Below are 15,094 nucleotides of genomic sequence, written 5' to 3' on the forward strand. Positions count from 1 at the left end.
TGCTTAAAGGCTCACATGTGTGATGACAGGGCAGCTACTCCACGGTTGCGCCCGCGGTTCTCCCGGTTTGCTTGAACCGGGAGAACCGGGAATAGCCCTGATTCAGGCCGCCGCGCGGAGATAGTCGGGAGCGGGCATGGTCATGCGGTTCCCGGTCGACGTCGGGTTTCCGGCGAGCGTGATCGCCATCGGCGCGTCGGTCGGCTGCGGGGTGCGCATCGGCATCCGCAGGTGGACGCGGCCGTACCGGGTGATGTCGACGCGGCCGGGCAGGGTGCCGACGGAGAACGACGACGCGGCGGTCCCGGCGGCGTGCTCGGCGACCGCGATGACGGTCCACCGGCCTTCGGGAACGTTCTGGATCTCGATGTCCGCGGAAAGGACGTTCGCCCGTCCGCCGAACGCGACCGGGCCGCACTGCGGGATCGACTCGCCGAACAGTCCGATGAGGACACTCGCCGGACCCGCCCCGCGTGGGGTCTCGACTCGCACACTGATCGTCCCGGTGCCGGTGCGCATCGACGCGCAGCCCATTCCGGCGCTGTGCAGGGCTTCCAGCGACGGCAGTCGCTGGAAGTGCGGGGCCAGCGCGACGAGCAGTTCGCCGACCTCCGGGTCGCGGTACTGGGTCGGGGTCATCCCGACCGCACGGGTGAAGCGGCTGGTGAAGGTGCCCACACTGCTGTAACCGACACTGCAGACGATGTCCGACACCGTCAACGATGTCGTGAGCAGCAGTCGTTTCGCTTCGAAGAGCCGGATCGCGGTGAGGTACCGCCCGGGGGTCACCCCGGTCGCCTTGGTGAAGATCCGGGAGAAGTGGAACGGGCTGACGAAGACCTCGGATGCCAGATCCCCCAGCGTGATCGGGTCGAAGTACCTCGCGTGCATCGCTGAGATGGCCTGCAGCACCGCAGGTTGCAAGGGAGACGCCGGCTCGGGGAGCCGACCGGGTTCGGTGACGCCTTTCTCGTTCGCCGCCGTGGCGACTGTTCGTAGCTGCATCAGACCAACCTCGGATTCGCTGTCGCTTTTCCTCTGCTCGCCAGCAAACGCTTCACCGATTTCGAAGCACTCGACGAGCGATCGAGATGGGGTCCAAGCAGGGGTTATCCCGCTCTGCGCGTTCGGCGAACGGTCGAGCCCGTAGCACGAACAGCGATCTCGCGTGCTTGGAGGCGGATCTCACGTGATTGAACGGAGATCTCGCGTGATTGAGAGGCGAACACAGGAGTTCGCCGTCTGATCACGCGAGTTCGCCGTTCAATCACGCGAGATCTCCGTCTGATCACGCGGGGAGGTCGAGCACACACTCCCCGACGCCGACTTCGGCTGGCCATTCAAGCTTCAGGGCACGGTCGACACGGTCGCCGGCGTCGACCGGGACGGCGTGCGCGGCCAGTCCCATGGCGCGGGCGACGAGGTACAGCGTCTGCTGCAACGCGCCGACGTGCGCCAGGGTCGTGGCGTACGCGCCACCGCCAAGCACCGACGCCATCCTCGGCATCCGCGCGGTCACCGTGATCAGCGCCGAAGGCCGCCGATGGTTGCCACCGCCGATCATCGCCATGTCGAGCATCGCGTCGAGATCGGCCTCGTCGTCGTTGACCAGGCCGAGGCGGTGGTCGAGCGGGTCGTAGTGGTAGATCCCGCGCTCCAGCCCCGAGCAGCGGTTGACCGACACGTACAACTCGAGTTCGTACAGGCACGCGACGCTGAAGTACGGCCGTTGCGAAGCGTCGTGGCTGGGCCCATCAGTGCCGTGCCCACTGGGGCCGTGTCCACCAGGGAAGTGCGCGGGCCCGATCGACCGGATCCTCGCGCCGCGGAACAGGAACTCGCCGATCTGCTCGGCGGACAGCACACCCTCGGTGAATTCGGGACAGGTGTGATCGTTCTCCAGCAACGCCGTCAGTGTCGGATCCGTCACCGCGCGATCGGCCAGATCCGGCCGGTAAAGCGCGTAGACCGGACCCTCGCCGGTGGCGGCCTTGACCACCGGCGGTTGCCCGAGCCCCGGCAGTTCGGCCGGGCCACCGGGCCGCCAGGTCCGGCTCGTGGTGTGGAACAACAGTTCGTCCGGGGACCACAGGCCGAGTTCGGGGTCCTCGTCCTCGGCGAACCGGCCGTGCTCCCCCGCGACTCCGGCGACGCCCGCGGCGACCAGATAGGACACGATCGCGCCGACCACCCCTGGCTCGATCCCGGTCATGCCCACGATCTCCCCCACCGACTTCGCCGTCGCCAGTGTCACCGCGACGTGCACCGCCCACGGTTGATACAGCACGACCCGGTACCGCGCGGACGGCGACTCCAGCCCCATCCCGTAGGCGTCGGAGCGCAGGGAACAGAAGCGGGACAACCGGATCGGGCGAGCGGCGGGGATTTCCACCGGAGCGAACACGGGGGTGAGCGCCACCGGGATCACCGACAGCAGCGGCCCTCTCCCGTCGGCGAGACCGAGCGAACGCACCACAGAACCGCCGAGTTCCTTGAGCGCCTGACGCAGCGCGTCGGCGCCCTCGGCCGTCCAGCTCAGCTCGCCTTCGAGGTCGGGTTCCCGCTCGACGGGCTCCCACGAGGACGTCACGTTCGCCAGCGAGATCGGCCCCAAGGCCATCCGCCGCAACGATTCCCGGACCAGTGGCTCGGCGCGGTCGAAGTCGTACTCCCCCCAGCGCGTGACGACCACCAGTGAACCGTCCTCACCGATCTCGACAAGGCTGTCGTCGGTGAGCGACCACAGGGGGATCGTCTCGGCCACACCGCCGGGGGGATCTGTCCTCAACTGTCGCTCCAGCCGGATCTACAAGAACATGGGGAAGGGATTCAGCCGGTCGTACGGGGTCGGTTCGGCGAGCCTGCCCAGTCGCACCGGCACGTCGAACAGCCGTCCGGGGGCGAAACGGCTCCAGAAGGGCCGCAGCCCCGGAACGACCACCCTGACCACCGGAAGGTCGATGTCGGGCCTGGTCTGATCCAGCACCAGCGTCTCCATCCCCAGCGCGGAAAGCTTGCGTACCAGTGATTCCACGTCGTCCCGTACGTCGGGCCGCCGGATGAACTTGAAGTCCGCGGCTCGTTTCGCCGACCGTCCAGGCGCCGGCAGCAGATACGGCTGGTTCGCGACCGTAGCGTGCCGGAGCCACCGCGCCGCGTCGGGATCGTCGAGTTCGACGTCGTTCGCGAGCACCGCCGGGATCATCTGGTTGAGCTCGCTGACCGCCCTCCGCAGCGCCGTCCTGGGATCCAGGTGGGCGCCGAAACCCATCATGACGTTCTCGCGCGGCCCGGCGATACTCCTGGACAGCGCGACCATCACCGGGACACCGAGGTCCGCGGTCAGGTCGAGGACCCACAGTTCCCGGCCTGCCCGCGCGTACTGGCCGACCATCTCCTCGGCCCACGGGTCGTCGAACGAGGCGATGTCGACGCCCGGCACGGGAAGCCGGTTGTACCACCACATCGCGACGGCGTCCCGTTCGACGAGTTCGAGCAGTCCCTGCAGGACGGCGTCCTCGACGCTGCTGCCCGCCGCGCAGCCGTTGGAGTCGGCGCGCATCCCGGTGATTCCGCACTCCAGCGGCACGCCGTAGTAGAGGTACGCCGTCGGCATCAGCTTCCGGCGCTGCTCCGGCAGCGACCACAACGGCGTCCAGTCGACGGCGGCCTTCTCGTCGAAGCGTTCGGGAACATGTTGGAAGATCGCGTGCTTGGCGTTCCACTCGTCCCGGCCGTCGTACTGGCGTTCGTCGAAGAGCATGCACGAGTTCGGGTGGACGGCGTCCTCGCCGAGGGTACGGAAGGTGTCGCGGATCCGCAGTTCGTCGCCCTGATAGTTCGCCGAGAACCGTTCGATCGCCTCGCACAGGGCGCCGACCTCGGCGTCGAGCGGGCTGGCGCCCTTGCCGCCGTTGTCCCCGCGCAGCCCGGCCTGCAGCCCGGCTTCACCGCGCACCCGGCGCGCGACGTTGAGCCCGGACCGGTAGGCGTTCACGAACGCCGGCGCCCTCGGATCGCGGGCGACCTCCTTGATGATGCCGGTGACCGGGCTGACCAGGTGGCCGTAGCGGTCGAGCACCTCGACCGGGGTGAGCGTCCGGTGCCCGCCACCGCCCGACGTCGCCTTCTTGGCCTCCCGCAGCACGACCGGCTCGGCCGTCCGCGCGGCGACGATCCCTTCGTCACCGCATTCCGGGCACTGCGGGCGCCGTCGCAGTTCGTGCAACCGCCCCTGCAGATCGAGGGTGTCGAGGATCCACACCGCCTGCTGACCCGGATACCGGTGCCCCGCCAGCCATTTGGATGCTTCGAGGGAGATCAGGTGCGACGCGGCCGCGGTCAGCGGCGGCACCGCGGGCATCGGGAACGAGGCCGGACCGTCGTGCCCGAGGACCTCCTGCACGCACGCCTCCGCGTGCCGGTGCCCCCACAGCCGGTTGGTCAGGCAGTGCCAGCAGCCGGACCGGCCGGGCTGCATGATCGGCCCGATCCACACCTGCGAGCCCGACGGGCGGGCCAGCAGCCACGGCCTGCCGGTGCGCCGGTGTTCGGCGTCGATCTCGGCCAGCCTCGGGTCGAGATAGTCGTCGCACAGCACGATGGCCAGTTCGGAGGCCGTCCCGACCACCTCGATCCCGCTCGCGACGAGTGCGTTCTCCACCTGCGAGGTGTCGACGCCGCGGCCGATCGCGGTCAGGCTCGCCGTCGCCGGCTTCTGACGGCCGGCGACCGCGGACGCGTCGAGACCGCACGCGTCCCAGTACGCGAGCGCGCGTTCGTCCCCGCTGAGTTCGTCCGGGACGCGGATGGTGACCAGCCCCGCTTCCACGAGCCGGGCCAGCACACCGGTGACCTGCTCTGCGCTCATCCCCTCCGGGCAGGCGGACAGGAGTCCGTCGAGGTCACGGGTGCCGTCGAGCAACGCCGCGACCGAGGCGACCTGCGCGCCGCGCATCGCGATGACGCCCTGCTCCGAGAACAGGTAGGCGCCGTTGCCCTCACTGATCTCCGCCCGCAGATGCCGTTTGAATCCCAGACCGCCGGTACTGAAGCCGGACCCGTTCGACACTGCCTCGCGCATGGGAACCCCCGTAGGTCGGTGCGGTCTGTCGAATCCTGCTGCGCGGCGCCACGTACCGGCCAGTGCGGGATTCACGGGTCGGGCATGAAAAACCCACGTTTTTCCGGGACACACGCACGCGGGACCTGGTGGACGGCTCACTGGCCCGGTGCCCCGCCGCTCTGTCACTGTCGACGCACTGGGAAAACGGGACACGACGCGTATCGAGCTGGAGGGCGCTTGCGATGTATGCCGGATCACGAGTATCGGACACGCACCACGGCTCGGCACCTGACCCGAATCTGGGCGGGCTCACAAGTCCCGTCCGCTTCACCCTGCTCGGCCCGCTCGAACTGGTGCGGGACGGGATCGACTACGCGCCGACGACGCCGAAGCTGCTGCAGGTGCTCGCCATGCTGGTGATGAGCCCGGGGAAGATCGTGCACATCGACACGATCGTGCAGGAGCTGTGGGCCAACGACCCGCCGCGCAGCGTCCGCACCACGATGCACACCTACGTCTACCAGCTGCGCCGGTGCATCGACGAGAACGACCTCGCCCCGTACGGCGAGACCATGCTGGCGACGAAACCGCCGGGGTACGTGTTCCGGATCGCCCCGGAGCAGGTGGACGTCTTCGAGTTCCAGACACTGCAGAAACAGGGCCGGGAGCTGCAGCTGCGGGGCGAGCACGTCGAAGCCGCGAAAGCCTTCCGGTCGGCGCTCGACCTGTGGTCCGGGCCGCCGCTGGCGAATGTCCACTGTGGATCGGTGCTGTCGGCGTACGCCGTCGACCTCGTCGAACAGCGGCGCAGCACCCTGCACCTGCGCATCGAGGCGGACATCGCGGCCGGGATGCGGCACGAGCTGATCGGCGAACTGCGGTCCCTGGTCACCGCGAACCCGCTGGACGAGGCACTGCACGGCCAGCTGATCCGCGTGCTCGGGCGCAGCGGGCGGCGATCCGACGCCCTCGCGACCTACCGCCAGGTGCGCGCCAGGCTCAACAATGAACTGGGCGTCGAGCCTTGCGACGAGCTCCAGATCCTGCACCACGATCTGCTCTCCGAGGGCGAACCCGCTTGAAGACCTGCTCCTGCCACGGAAAACGAAAGTGAGGATCGACGGATGACCAGTCGTACCTATGGACAGTTCTGTGGTCTCGCCCGCGCGCTGGAGATCATCGGCGAACGCTGGTCGCTGCTGATCGTCCGTGACCTCGTCCTCGGCCCGAAGCGGTTCACCGAACTGCAAGCGGGCCTGCCCAAGATCCCGGCGAGCACGCTGTCCGCGCGGCTCAACGAACTCGAGCAGTCCGGGGTGCTCCGCCGCCGCCTGCTCCCCCAGCTCGACGCCGCGGTGGTCTACGAACTCACCGAGTACGGCGGCGAACTCGACCAGATCGTGCTGGACCTCGGCCTGTGGGGCGCGCGGTCGCTCGGACGGCCCGCTCCCGAAGACGTGTTCACCCTGGACGCGGCGATCCTGTCGCTGTACACGACCTTCCAGAGCGAGAAGGCCAGGGGCGTCCACGCCACCTACGAACTGCACTACCCTGGCGGCATGGTCCTGCACGCGATCGTCGAGGACGGCGCGCTCAAGGTCGCGGACGGCGCGCATCCCGGTGCCGACGCGACGATCGAACCGCTGGGCCCGTTCATCAGGGACCTGCTGAGCGGAGAACTCAGCGCCGCCGACGCCACGCGGACCGGCAAGGTCCGGATCGACGGCGCCTTCGAGTATTTGGAACTGTTCACCGAGCTGTTCCACGTTCCCGCCGCGCCCCAGGTGTCCCACGGAATCGTCGTTCGCTGAGCCGTTCGGCGTAGTACCGCAGGTCAGATCAGCAATCCGGAGTAACGGAAACGGCCGGTACGCGAGATATCGTCGATATCCGTCACCGGCCGGTCTTTCGCCCTAGGAGCCCCTTCATGGCCGCACTCGATTCGACACGCCCAGGCCTACTCTCCTCGCTCAACGGGAAATACCACCGCGCGGCGCTGAATGTCTTCGCACTCATCGTGGTGGCGCACTGGGCGGAACACCTCGTGCAGGCGTTCCAGATCTACGTCCTCGGCTGGAAGACCCCGGACGCCCGCGGCGTTCTGGGTATCCCCTTCCCCAAGCTGATCAGCTCCGAATGGCTGCACTACGGCTACGCCATCGTCATGCTGATCGCGCTGTTCGCCCTGCGCAAGGGCTTCGCCGGCCGCTCGCGGCAGTGGTGGAACCTGGCGCTCGGCCTGCAGTTCTGGCACCACATCGAGCATCTGCTGCTGCTGATCCAGGCACAGACCGGCTGGCGCCTCGGCGGCGGCACGGCGCCGAGCAGCATCATCCAGCTGTTCATCCCCCGGGTGGAACTGCACCTGTTCTACAACACGATCGTCACCATCCCGATGATCATCGCGATGCTGGTGCACCGGAAGGCCTCCGCCGTCGAGCGTCAGCTCACCGGCTGCACGTGCTCGCCCGAAAGCCGGCGTGAGCTGGCGACGACGGCGTCGTGACCAGGAGGCTCTTCGCGCTACTGGCTCTTGTGGCGGCGTGGTTCGGGGTCGCGGTACTCGCCGCGGCCCCGGCTTCGGCCCACGTCGAACTCCTCGCCTCGAATCCCGCCGACGGCGCCCGGCTCGCCTCGGCGCCCCCGCAGGTTTCGATCACCCTGTCGGAGAACATCGGCATCCAGCCGAACTCGATCAAGGTCGTCGACGCACACGGTAGGGACTTCGTCACCGGACCGGTCTTCCAGCCGGGCGACATCGCCGAACAGGTCGCGGTCAACCTCGAGCCCGATCTTCCCGACGGCAGTTACCTCGTCGAGTACGCCTTCGTCTCGACCGACTCGCATCCGGTGCGCGGCACGATCGCCTTCGTGATCGGGACCGGCCCGCTGATCACCTCGGCGGGCGCGGTGTCCGCCTCCACCGGCACGGATCCGGTCACCGACGCGCTGTTCACCACGTTCCGCTGGGGCTCGTTCGGCGGGGTCGCGCTGCTCGGCGGACTGGTGTTCGTGCTGGTCTGCCGCCAAGGCGGCCGGTCCGACCCGGCGGCGCGGAAGTTGATCACCGTCGGTGTGTGGCTCTCGGCCGTGACGGCCGTGGCCGGGTTCCTGCTGCAAGGCCCGTACGTCGCGGGCCGTGGCGTGGGCTCGGTCTTCGACCCGGCCCTGATCGAGGCGACCCTGCGGGTGGCGTACGGGAAACTCCTGCTCCTGCGGATGGCCGCGATCGTCGCGCTCGCCGTGATCGTGCGACGGCTGCTGACGGACGGCCTACCGGACAGGCTGCGGTCACGCTACGAGAACCTCGGTATCGCGGCCGGGTTCATCGTGATGCTGAGCTTCTCCGCGACCGGGCACGCGGTGGCCGACAAGATCATGTTCCTCTCGGTCAGCGCCGACCTCGCGCACTTCGGCGCGATGGCCGTCTGGGTCGGCGGGCTGATCCAGCTGGCCGTGCTCCTGCGCGGTAAGCACTCGGCGTCGGAGGCCGAACCGGCGTTGGCACGGTTCCATCCGATCGCCACCTGGTCGATCGTGATCATGGTGGTCAGCGGCGCCTACCTGGGCTTCCGGCTCGTCCCGTCGGTGGAGGCGCTCTGGACGTCGGCCTACGGCATCGTCTTCCTGCTGAAACTGACCGGGTTCGCCGCGTTGCTCCTGGTCGCGAACCTGAGCCGCAACGCGGTGCGCCGCGGGATCTCCGGCCGCGGCGGCACCGGCGTCGTGACCGCCGACCTGCGGAAACTGCGGGTCAGCGTCGGGGTCGAGGTACTGATCGTGGCCGTGGTGCTCGCGCTGGCCGCGGCGCTGTCCTCGATGTCACCGACCGGCTGATCAGCCCTCGATCGCTTCGGCAGGCGGGGTGAACGGCCCCCAGGTGAAGGCCCGGAGCCACGGCTCGGGATCGCCCAGCCAGTCCAAGGCGGCGATCTGAGCCGGGCTCCGGCGCCCGGCGAGCGACCGGTACAGATCGGCGGGCGGGCCCGAGAGCACCGCGGCGACCGGTTCGGTGCCGGCGATCCAGGTCGCGCCCTCGGTCTCGATCCGCATTCCGGGCAGCCCGTGCTCTTTCAGCGAGGCGCCGAGGCCGCTGACGAGCACTTCGAAACTCCGCAGCCAGGCCGCGTGCGCCTCGGGCAGCGGAGCGCCGAGCGCGTACCGGAGATCGAGTTCGTGGGTGAAGGCGTCCATCACCATGATGTCGCCGCGGCTCTCCCCTTCGCCCTCTGCGGCGAGGATGGTGTCGGCCTCGGGTCCGCGCTCGTTCCAGAGCCGCAGCAATCCGGCGGCCGACGCCGCCTCCGGAACCGGGCGCGGCTCGCCGCCGAACCGGGTGATCACTCGATCACAGATTTCGGTCACATGCGCGAGCAGGTCCCGGACTGTCCACTGTGGACAGGCTGGGACGACCCGCTCGCCCGCGCTCGCGTGCTCGGCGAGCAAGATCGAGATGTTCTCTCTGACCTGCCGATACCCTGCGGTCGCGGTCGCCGTATTCCAGCCAGGGACCCGAATTCGGCTGCTCGTCACGCGGCCACCTCCAGTAGGGGTCAACGATGGTCGTCCATTCTCCCACCGCTTCGACGATCACCCTTCTTCCCTCTTGTGCGGACCGTTCGGCGCAAAGATCACCCACCAGTGACACATGTCGTTGGGGCTTCAGGCACACTGGACGGGGAAAGCCCCGTGTGGCAAGGGAAAATCGCACACCGGTGACGGATCGCCCACTGTGGAGGTGACCAATGGAGATGCCCGGCTTCGATCTGGCGTGGCGTGGTTTCAATCGCGCTCAGGTCCGGGAATTCGTTCGCGAGGTGGAAACCGAGCTACGACGAGCGGCCGCCGAACGCGACGAAGCGATCCGCCGCGGGGAGGCACTCGCCGCGAAGCTCACCGCCGCGCAAGAGGAAAACCGTGAACTGAAAGCGAGCGTCGACCGGATCAGCCGCGTGCCGATCGCGCCGGACGCGTTGCAGGAGCGATCGCGCCGGATGCTCGAACTCACCCGCGAAGAGGGCGACGACATCATCGCGCGCGCCACCGAGGAGGCCGCCAAGGCCGAAACGGAACGAAAGCGGATCACCGAAGACTTCGAACGCGCCATGACGCTGCGCCGGGCGGAGGCGATGCGCGCGCTCGCCGCACGGGACGAAGCCGCGCAAGCACGAGCGCGAAAACTGCTCGACGACGCCGCCGAAGAGGGCGAGCGCCTGCTCGCCGAAGCGCGGCAAGAGGCCGATGTGGCCCTCCACCTGCGCGCTGACGTGCTGAAACAGCTGGTCGGCTGCCGCGAACTGCTCGCGGAGGCCGGTACGGTCCTGACAATCATCGAAGAACCGAAGCCGGAAGTGCCCGTTCAGCGCCGGAGCAGGCCAGAGGCCCGCGCCGGCGCCGAAGCGGCCACAACCTGAAGCCCCGGACCCCGCCGAGAGGCTGCGCCTGACTGGTGGGAATCACAAGCCAGAAGAAAAGACCACCGGCCTGATTTCCATCGCGTTGACGTGCGCGTCCGGAACCTGGCCGGCGATCTCGATCGCGCGCTCCTTGCTGTCGCATTCGACCAGGTAGAAGCCCGCGAGGTACTCCTTCGACTCCGCGAACGGACCGTCGGTGACCACCGGGACGCCGTCACGCACCCGGACCACCGTGCTCTCCTTCGGCTCCCCCAGCGCCTGCGTCCCGAGCAGTTCGCCGCTCTCGGACAGCTTCTTCATGAAAGGGTCGATCCGGGCGACCACCTCGTCGCGCTCGCCCTCGGGGAGGGCGTCCCATGCGGTGGGGTTCATCGTGATCATGATCATGTACTTCATCGGTGTTCCTCCTGGTCATCCGGCCGGGTGCCCGGCCGTTCACGCTTGAGTCGGAGCCGCCGGACCATCCTCGACATCCTGGCACCCGCGAAGTTCGCCCGCCCGGGCCGGATACGTGGGGAGGGTATAGTGAACGCTGGCTGGGGAACGACGACAGAACGGGTGCGGAATGACGGGCTACGGCAGCGAGCGAGAGGCCTACCTCAAGCGCCTGCGCCGGATCGAGGGGCAGATCCGCGGACTGCAGCGGATGGTCGAAGAGGACAAGTACTGCATCGACATCCTGACCCAGGTGTCCGCGGCCACGAAGGCGCTGCAGTCGTTCTCCCTCGAACTGCTGGACGAGCACCTCGCCACCTGCGTGGTCCAGGCCGCCGCCGCGGGCGGTGAAGAGGCCGACCTCAAGGTCCGCGAGGCCTCCGACGCCATTGCCCGGCTGGTCCGTTCCTAAGCCACTCCGCGGAACCTGCGCAGCCGCAGGCTGTTGGTGACGACGAAGACCGAGGAGAACGCCATCGCGGCCCCGGCGATCATGGGGTCGAGCAGGCCGAGCGCGGCCAGTGGCAGCGCGGCGACGTTGTAGGCGAACGCCCAGAACAGGTTGCCCTTGATCGTGCCGAGTGTCCGGCGCGAGAGCCGGATCGCGTCGACGGCGGCACGCAGGTCACCCCGGACGAGCGTCAGATCACCGGCTTCGATCGCGGCGTCGGTCCCGGTGCCCATCGACAGGCCGAGGTCGGCCTGCGCGAGCGCGGCCGCGTCGTTGACGCCGTCACCGACCATGGCGACCACGCGGCCTTCGGACTGCAAGCGCTTGATGACGTCGACCTTGTCGGCGGGGAGGACTTCGGCGACGATCTCGTCGATCCCCACTTCGGCGGCGACCGCCTTCGCGGAACCGGTGTTGTCGCCGGTCAGCAGGACCGGCCGGAGCCCGAGGACCCGCAGTTCCTTCACGGCCTGCTTCGAGGTCGGCTTGACCGTGTCGGCGACGACGACCACACCGCGCGTCTCGCCGTCCCAGGCGACGACGACGGCCGTCGCACCACGCTCCTCGGCGGCGGCTTTGACCTGCACGAACTCGTCACCGACGGTGATGTCGTGCTGTTCGAGGAAGGCAGTGCGACCGGCCAGGACGGTCTTGCCCTCGACTTCGCCGACGACACCCAGACCCTCGAAGTTGCGGAACCCTTCGACCGGCGGCAAGGCTCCCAACCGCTCCTCGGCGGCCGCGACGATCGCACGGGCGATGGGATGCTCGGAAGCGTGCTCGACGGCAGCGACAAGGCGGAGCACCTCCGTCTCGTCTTCACCGTGAAGGTCGGTGAGGCTCATCTTTCCGACGGTTACCGTGCCGGTCTTGTCCAAGACGACGGTGTCGACCTGGCGAGTGGACTCGAGCACTTCGGGGCCCTTGATGAGGATGCCCAGTTGCGCGCCGCGGCCGGTCCCGACGAGCAACGCCGTCGGCGTGGCCAGGCCGAGCGCGCACGGGCAGGCGATGATCAGGACCGCGACGGCGGCGGTGAAGGCGGCGTCCGTTCCGCTGCCCGCGCCGAGCCAGAAGCCGAGCGTGCCGACCGCGAGCGCGATCACCACCGGGACGAACACGGCGGAAACACGGTCCGCGAGCCGCTGGACCCGTGCCTTGCCGTTCTGCGCGGTCTCGACCAGCCGCGCCATCTGCGCGAGCTGGGTGTCGGCGCCGATCCGGGTGGCGCGGACGACAAGCCTGCCACCCGCGTTGACCGTCCCGCCGACGACGACGTCACCGACGCTCACCTCGACCGGCACAGCTTCACCCGTCAGCATGCTCAGGTCGACCGCCGAGCCACCTTCGGTCACGACGCCGTCGGTGGCGATCTTCTGCCCCGGCCGCACGACGAACTCGTTGCCGACCTTCAGGTCACCGATTGGGACGCGGTTCTCGACACCATCTTCGAGGACGGCGACATCCTTCGCACCGAGTTCGAGCAGTGCCCGCAGGGCGGCACCGGAGCGGCGCTTGGAGCGGGCCTCGAAGTAGCGACCGGCCAGGAGGAACGTGGTCACCCCGGCGGCGACCTCGAGGTAGAGGTTGCCCGCGCCGGACCCGCGTTCCATGGTCAGCTCGAAGCCGTGCCGCATTCCGGGCACCCCCGCGGTGCCGAACAGCAGCGCGTACAGCGACCAGAGCGTGGCCGCGGCGACGCCGAGGGAGATCAGGGTGTCCATGGTGGCGGCGCCATAACGGAAGTTCGTCCAGGCGGGGCGGTGGAACGGCCACGCGCCCCAGGTGACGACGGGCGCGGCCAGGACCAGCAAGACCCACTGCCAGTAGGTGAACTGCCAAGCCGGAACCATGGCCAGCACGATCACCGGGACGGCGAGCGCGGCAGAGATCAGGAGCCGCTGCCGGAGCCCGTCGGACTGATTGACGTCTTCGTCAGGCCTGGGCGGCTCGGCCGTATAACCGGCGGACTCGACGACACCGACGAGATCGTCGACCGAGAGCGCGACCGGGAAGTCGACCTGCGCCTTCTCGGTGGCGTAATTGACCGTGGCGGAGACACCGTCGACCTTGTTCAGCTTGCGTTCGACCCGCGCGGCACAGGACGCGCAGGTCATCCCGCCGATGGCGAGTTCGACTCGCTGGGATGTCTCGACGCTCACGGCGTGCCTCCCGTGTGGCCCTCGTGATGCCCTTCGTGCTTACTGGTCGGCGCGGGCGGGACCGGCGCCTCGTCCAGCGGCTCGACAGCGGAGCCGATCGCCCAGGCGACGACGAACACCGCGACCAGGGCCGCGGCGAACGCCGACACCTTGACGGCGGTGCTCACGAGACGAGCTGGTAACCGGCCTCGGAGACGGCCGCGTCCACGATCTGGACGTCGAGCGCGGCGTCGCTGGTGACGGTTACCTTGCCACTGGCCACGTCCACGTTCACGGCGCTGACGCCCGCGATGCCGCTGACCTCCTCGGTGACGGAGGAAGCGCAGTGCCCACAGGACATGCCCTGGACGGTGTAGGTGGTTTCGGCCATCGGTACGAACTCCTCTACAGGACAGGCGAAGCGATCACCCCATTTATACCCCATGGGGGTAGGGGTGTGCCTTGAGGGGTCGGGCACACTGCGGCGATGAGGAAGATCTCCGCCATCGGCGTCGGCGCCGGCGACCCGGAACACCTGACCGTCCAGGCCGTGCGGCGGCTGAACGAGACCGATGTCTTCTTCGTCCTCGACAAGGGTTCAGAGAAGCAGGACCTGGTGGGTCTACGCCAGGAGATCCTCGACCGCTTCGTCGAACGGCCCGGCTACCGCGTCGTGCGGGCACAGGACCCTGAACGCGACCGTACTCCGGATGACTACCGGAAGGCCGTCGCCGACTGGCACCGGCTCCGCACCGACGTCTACGAGACCATGATCGGCTCACTGGGTCCCGATGAACGAGGCGCCTTCCTCGTGTGGGGCGACCCGGCGCTCTACGACTCGACGTGTGCGTTGCTGGACGCGGTGCTTGAGCGCGGGAACGTCGAGTTCGAGTACGAGGTCGTCCCCGGTGTCAGCAGCGTGGCCGCGCTGACGTCCCGGCACCGGACCACGATGAACCAGATCGGACGCCCGGTGCTGATCACGACCGGCCGGCGCCTCGAAGCGGGCTGGCCCGCGGACGCGGACGACGTGTTCGTGATGCTGGATGCGGGGTGCACGTTCTCGCGGTTCGTGGACACGGGCCTGGAGATCTACTGGGGCGCCTACCTCGGCACCCCCGACGAGCTCCTGCTCTCGGGCCCGCTCACCGCCGCACTCGCCGCGGAGATCCGTTCCGTTCGCGCTTCGGCGCGGGCCCGAAAGGGCTGGATCATGGACATCTACCACCTGCGGCGCCCCGCCAACTCCTGACCAACCCCGTCACTCACGTGCTCAACCCCGTATCTCACGTGCTTGGGCGGGTATCTCATGTGATCGGACGGAGAACTCGCGTGATTAGGCGGCGAACATCGTGTTGTCCGTCCAGTCACGCGTGTTCGCCGTTCAATCACGCGTGTTGTCCGTTCAGGCACGGGTGTTTGCTGTTTAAGCACGGTGTGGCGGGTGTGGGGACGTGAAAAAAAGGGGGGCTCGGGCTCCGGGAGAACTCGTGGTTCTCGACCGGGGCCCGAGCCCCCCTTGTTTCTAAGGTTAGTCCGGCGGTGTCCTACTCTCCCACAACCCTTCGGTTGCAGTACCATCGGC

At 68.5% G+C, this 15,094-nt stretch carries 15 protein-coding genes; 7 read left to right on the top strand and 8 right to left on the bottom strand.

The annotated features are described in order from the left end of the window. Positions 1–102 precede the first annotated feature (102 nt). The 3 genes from ACM6LU_RS27710 to ACM6LU_RS27720 all read right to left on the bottom strand — a co-directional run bounded on the left by ACM6LU_RS27710 (position 103) and on the right by ACM6LU_RS27720 (position 5,083). A complete protein-coding gene (locus ACM6LU_RS27710) occupies positions 103–1,005 on the bottom strand; it encodes a helix-turn-helix transcriptional regulator (RefSeq protein ID WP_414940684.1) in 903 nt (300 codons plus the stop codon). A 283-nt stretch (positions 1,006–1,288) separates the two neighbouring features. After that, on the bottom strand, positions 1,289–2,764 hold the full coding sequence (locus tag ACM6LU_RS27715) for a SagB/ThcOx family dehydrogenase (RefSeq protein WP_414940713.1): 1,476 nt from the start codon (positions 2,762–2,764) through the stop codon (positions 1,289–1,291). 42 nt (positions 2,765–2,806) lie between these two features. Further along, positions 2,807–5,083 (bottom strand): TOMM precursor leader peptide-binding protein, encoded by a 2,277-nt coding sequence (locus ACM6LU_RS27720; RefSeq protein ID WP_414940685.1) that lies wholly within the window; start codon positions 5,081–5,083, stop codon positions 2,807–2,809. A gap of 224 nt (positions 5,084–5,307) precedes the next feature. On the opposite strand from ACM6LU_RS27720, the gene ACM6LU_RS27725 reads away from it, so the two are divergent. The 4 genes from ACM6LU_RS27725 to ACM6LU_RS27740 all read left to right on the top strand — a co-directional run bounded on the left by ACM6LU_RS27725 (position 5,308) and on the right by ACM6LU_RS27740 (position 8,902). Next, entirely contained in the window at positions 5,308–6,147 is an 840-nt protein-coding gene (locus tag ACM6LU_RS27725) for an AfsR/SARP family transcriptional regulator (protein ID WP_414940686.1), read from the top strand. A 42-nt stretch (positions 6,148–6,189) separates the two neighbouring features. Further along, positions 6,190–6,876 carry a winged helix-turn-helix transcriptional regulator gene (locus tag ACM6LU_RS27730; protein ID WP_414940687.1) on the top strand — a complete coding sequence of 229 codons (687 nt, stop codon included), beginning with the start codon at positions 6,190–6,192 and terminating at the stop codon, positions 6,874–6,876. 116 nt (positions 6,877–6,992) lie between these two features. Continuing rightward, positions 6,993–7,571 (top strand): hypothetical protein, encoded by a 579-nt coding sequence (locus tag ACM6LU_RS27735; RefSeq protein WP_414940688.1) that lies wholly within the window; start codon positions 6,993–6,995, stop codon positions 7,569–7,571. Further along, positions 7,568–8,902: a copper resistance protein CopC gene (locus ACM6LU_RS27740; RefSeq protein ID WP_414940689.1), complete on the top strand. Its 1,335-nt coding sequence runs from the start codon at positions 7,568–7,570 to the stop codon at positions 8,900–8,902. The genes ACM6LU_RS27735 and ACM6LU_RS27740 overlap by 4 nt, the downstream gene beginning before the upstream one ends. Here ACM6LU_RS27740 and ACM6LU_RS27745 read toward each other — a convergent pair whose 3' ends face one another. Beyond that, on the bottom strand, positions 8,903–9,598 hold the full coding sequence (locus tag ACM6LU_RS27745; RefSeq protein WP_414940690.1) for a maleylpyruvate isomerase family mycothiol-dependent enzyme: 696 nt from the start codon (positions 9,596–9,598) through the stop codon (positions 8,903–8,905). 212 nt (positions 9,599–9,810) lie between these two features. Here ACM6LU_RS27745 and ACM6LU_RS27750 point away from each other — a divergent pair, with 212 nt between their 5' ends. Then, complete coding sequence (locus ACM6LU_RS27750) at positions 9,811–10,479, top strand: M protein (RefSeq protein ID WP_414940691.1); 669 nt, start codon at positions 9,811–9,813, stop codon at positions 10,477–10,479. A gap of 42 nt (positions 10,480–10,521) precedes the next feature. Here ACM6LU_RS27750 and ACM6LU_RS27755 read toward each other — a convergent pair whose 3' ends face one another. Continuing rightward, complete coding sequence (locus ACM6LU_RS27755) at positions 10,522–10,878, bottom strand: YciI family protein (protein WP_414940692.1); 357 nt, start codon at positions 10,876–10,878, stop codon at positions 10,522–10,524. Between the two features lie 169 nt (positions 10,879–11,047). On the opposite strand from ACM6LU_RS27755, the gene ACM6LU_RS27760 reads away from it, so the two are divergent. Then, complete coding sequence (locus ACM6LU_RS27760) at positions 11,048–11,329, top strand: metal-sensitive transcriptional regulator (protein WP_009081418.1); 282 nt, start codon at positions 11,048–11,050, stop codon at positions 11,327–11,329. On the opposite strand, the gene ACM6LU_RS27765 is transcribed toward ACM6LU_RS27760, so the two are convergent. The 3 genes from ACM6LU_RS27765 to ACM6LU_RS27775 are packed head-to-tail and all read right to left on the bottom strand — an operon-like array spanning position 11,326 to position 13,900. Then, positions 11,326–13,485, bottom strand: coding sequence for a heavy metal translocating P-type ATPase (locus ACM6LU_RS27765; RefSeq protein WP_414940714.1), 2,160 nt, complete (start codon positions 13,483–13,485; stop codon positions 11,326–11,328). The genes ACM6LU_RS27760 and ACM6LU_RS27765 overlap by 4 nt on opposite strands. 41 nt (positions 13,486–13,526) lie before the next feature. Continuing rightward, positions 13,527–13,697: a hypothetical protein gene (locus ACM6LU_RS27770; RefSeq protein WP_414940693.1), complete on the bottom strand. Its 171-nt coding sequence runs from the start codon at positions 13,695–13,697 to the stop codon at positions 13,527–13,529. Continuing rightward, positions 13,694–13,900 carry a heavy-metal-associated domain-containing protein gene (locus ACM6LU_RS27775; RefSeq protein ID WP_414940694.1) on the bottom strand — a complete coding sequence of 69 codons (207 nt, stop codon included), beginning with the start codon at positions 13,898–13,900 and terminating at the stop codon, positions 13,694–13,696. Before ACM6LU_RS27775 ends, ACM6LU_RS27770 begins: the two co-directional genes overlap by 4 nt. Before the next feature lie 96 nt (positions 13,901–13,996). On the opposite strand from ACM6LU_RS27775, the gene cobF reads away from it, so the two are divergent. Continuing rightward, complete coding sequence (cobF, locus tag ACM6LU_RS27780; protein ID WP_414940695.1) at positions 13,997–14,761, top strand: precorrin-6A synthase (deacetylating); 765 nt, start codon at positions 13,997–13,999, stop codon at positions 14,759–14,761. Positions 14,762–15,094 lie beyond the last annotated feature (333 nt).

This window comes from Amycolatopsis sp. cmx-11-51 (genome assembly GCF_047608665.1).
GTDB lineage: Bacteria > Actinomycetota > Actinomycetes > Mycobacteriales > Pseudonocardiaceae > Amycolatopsis.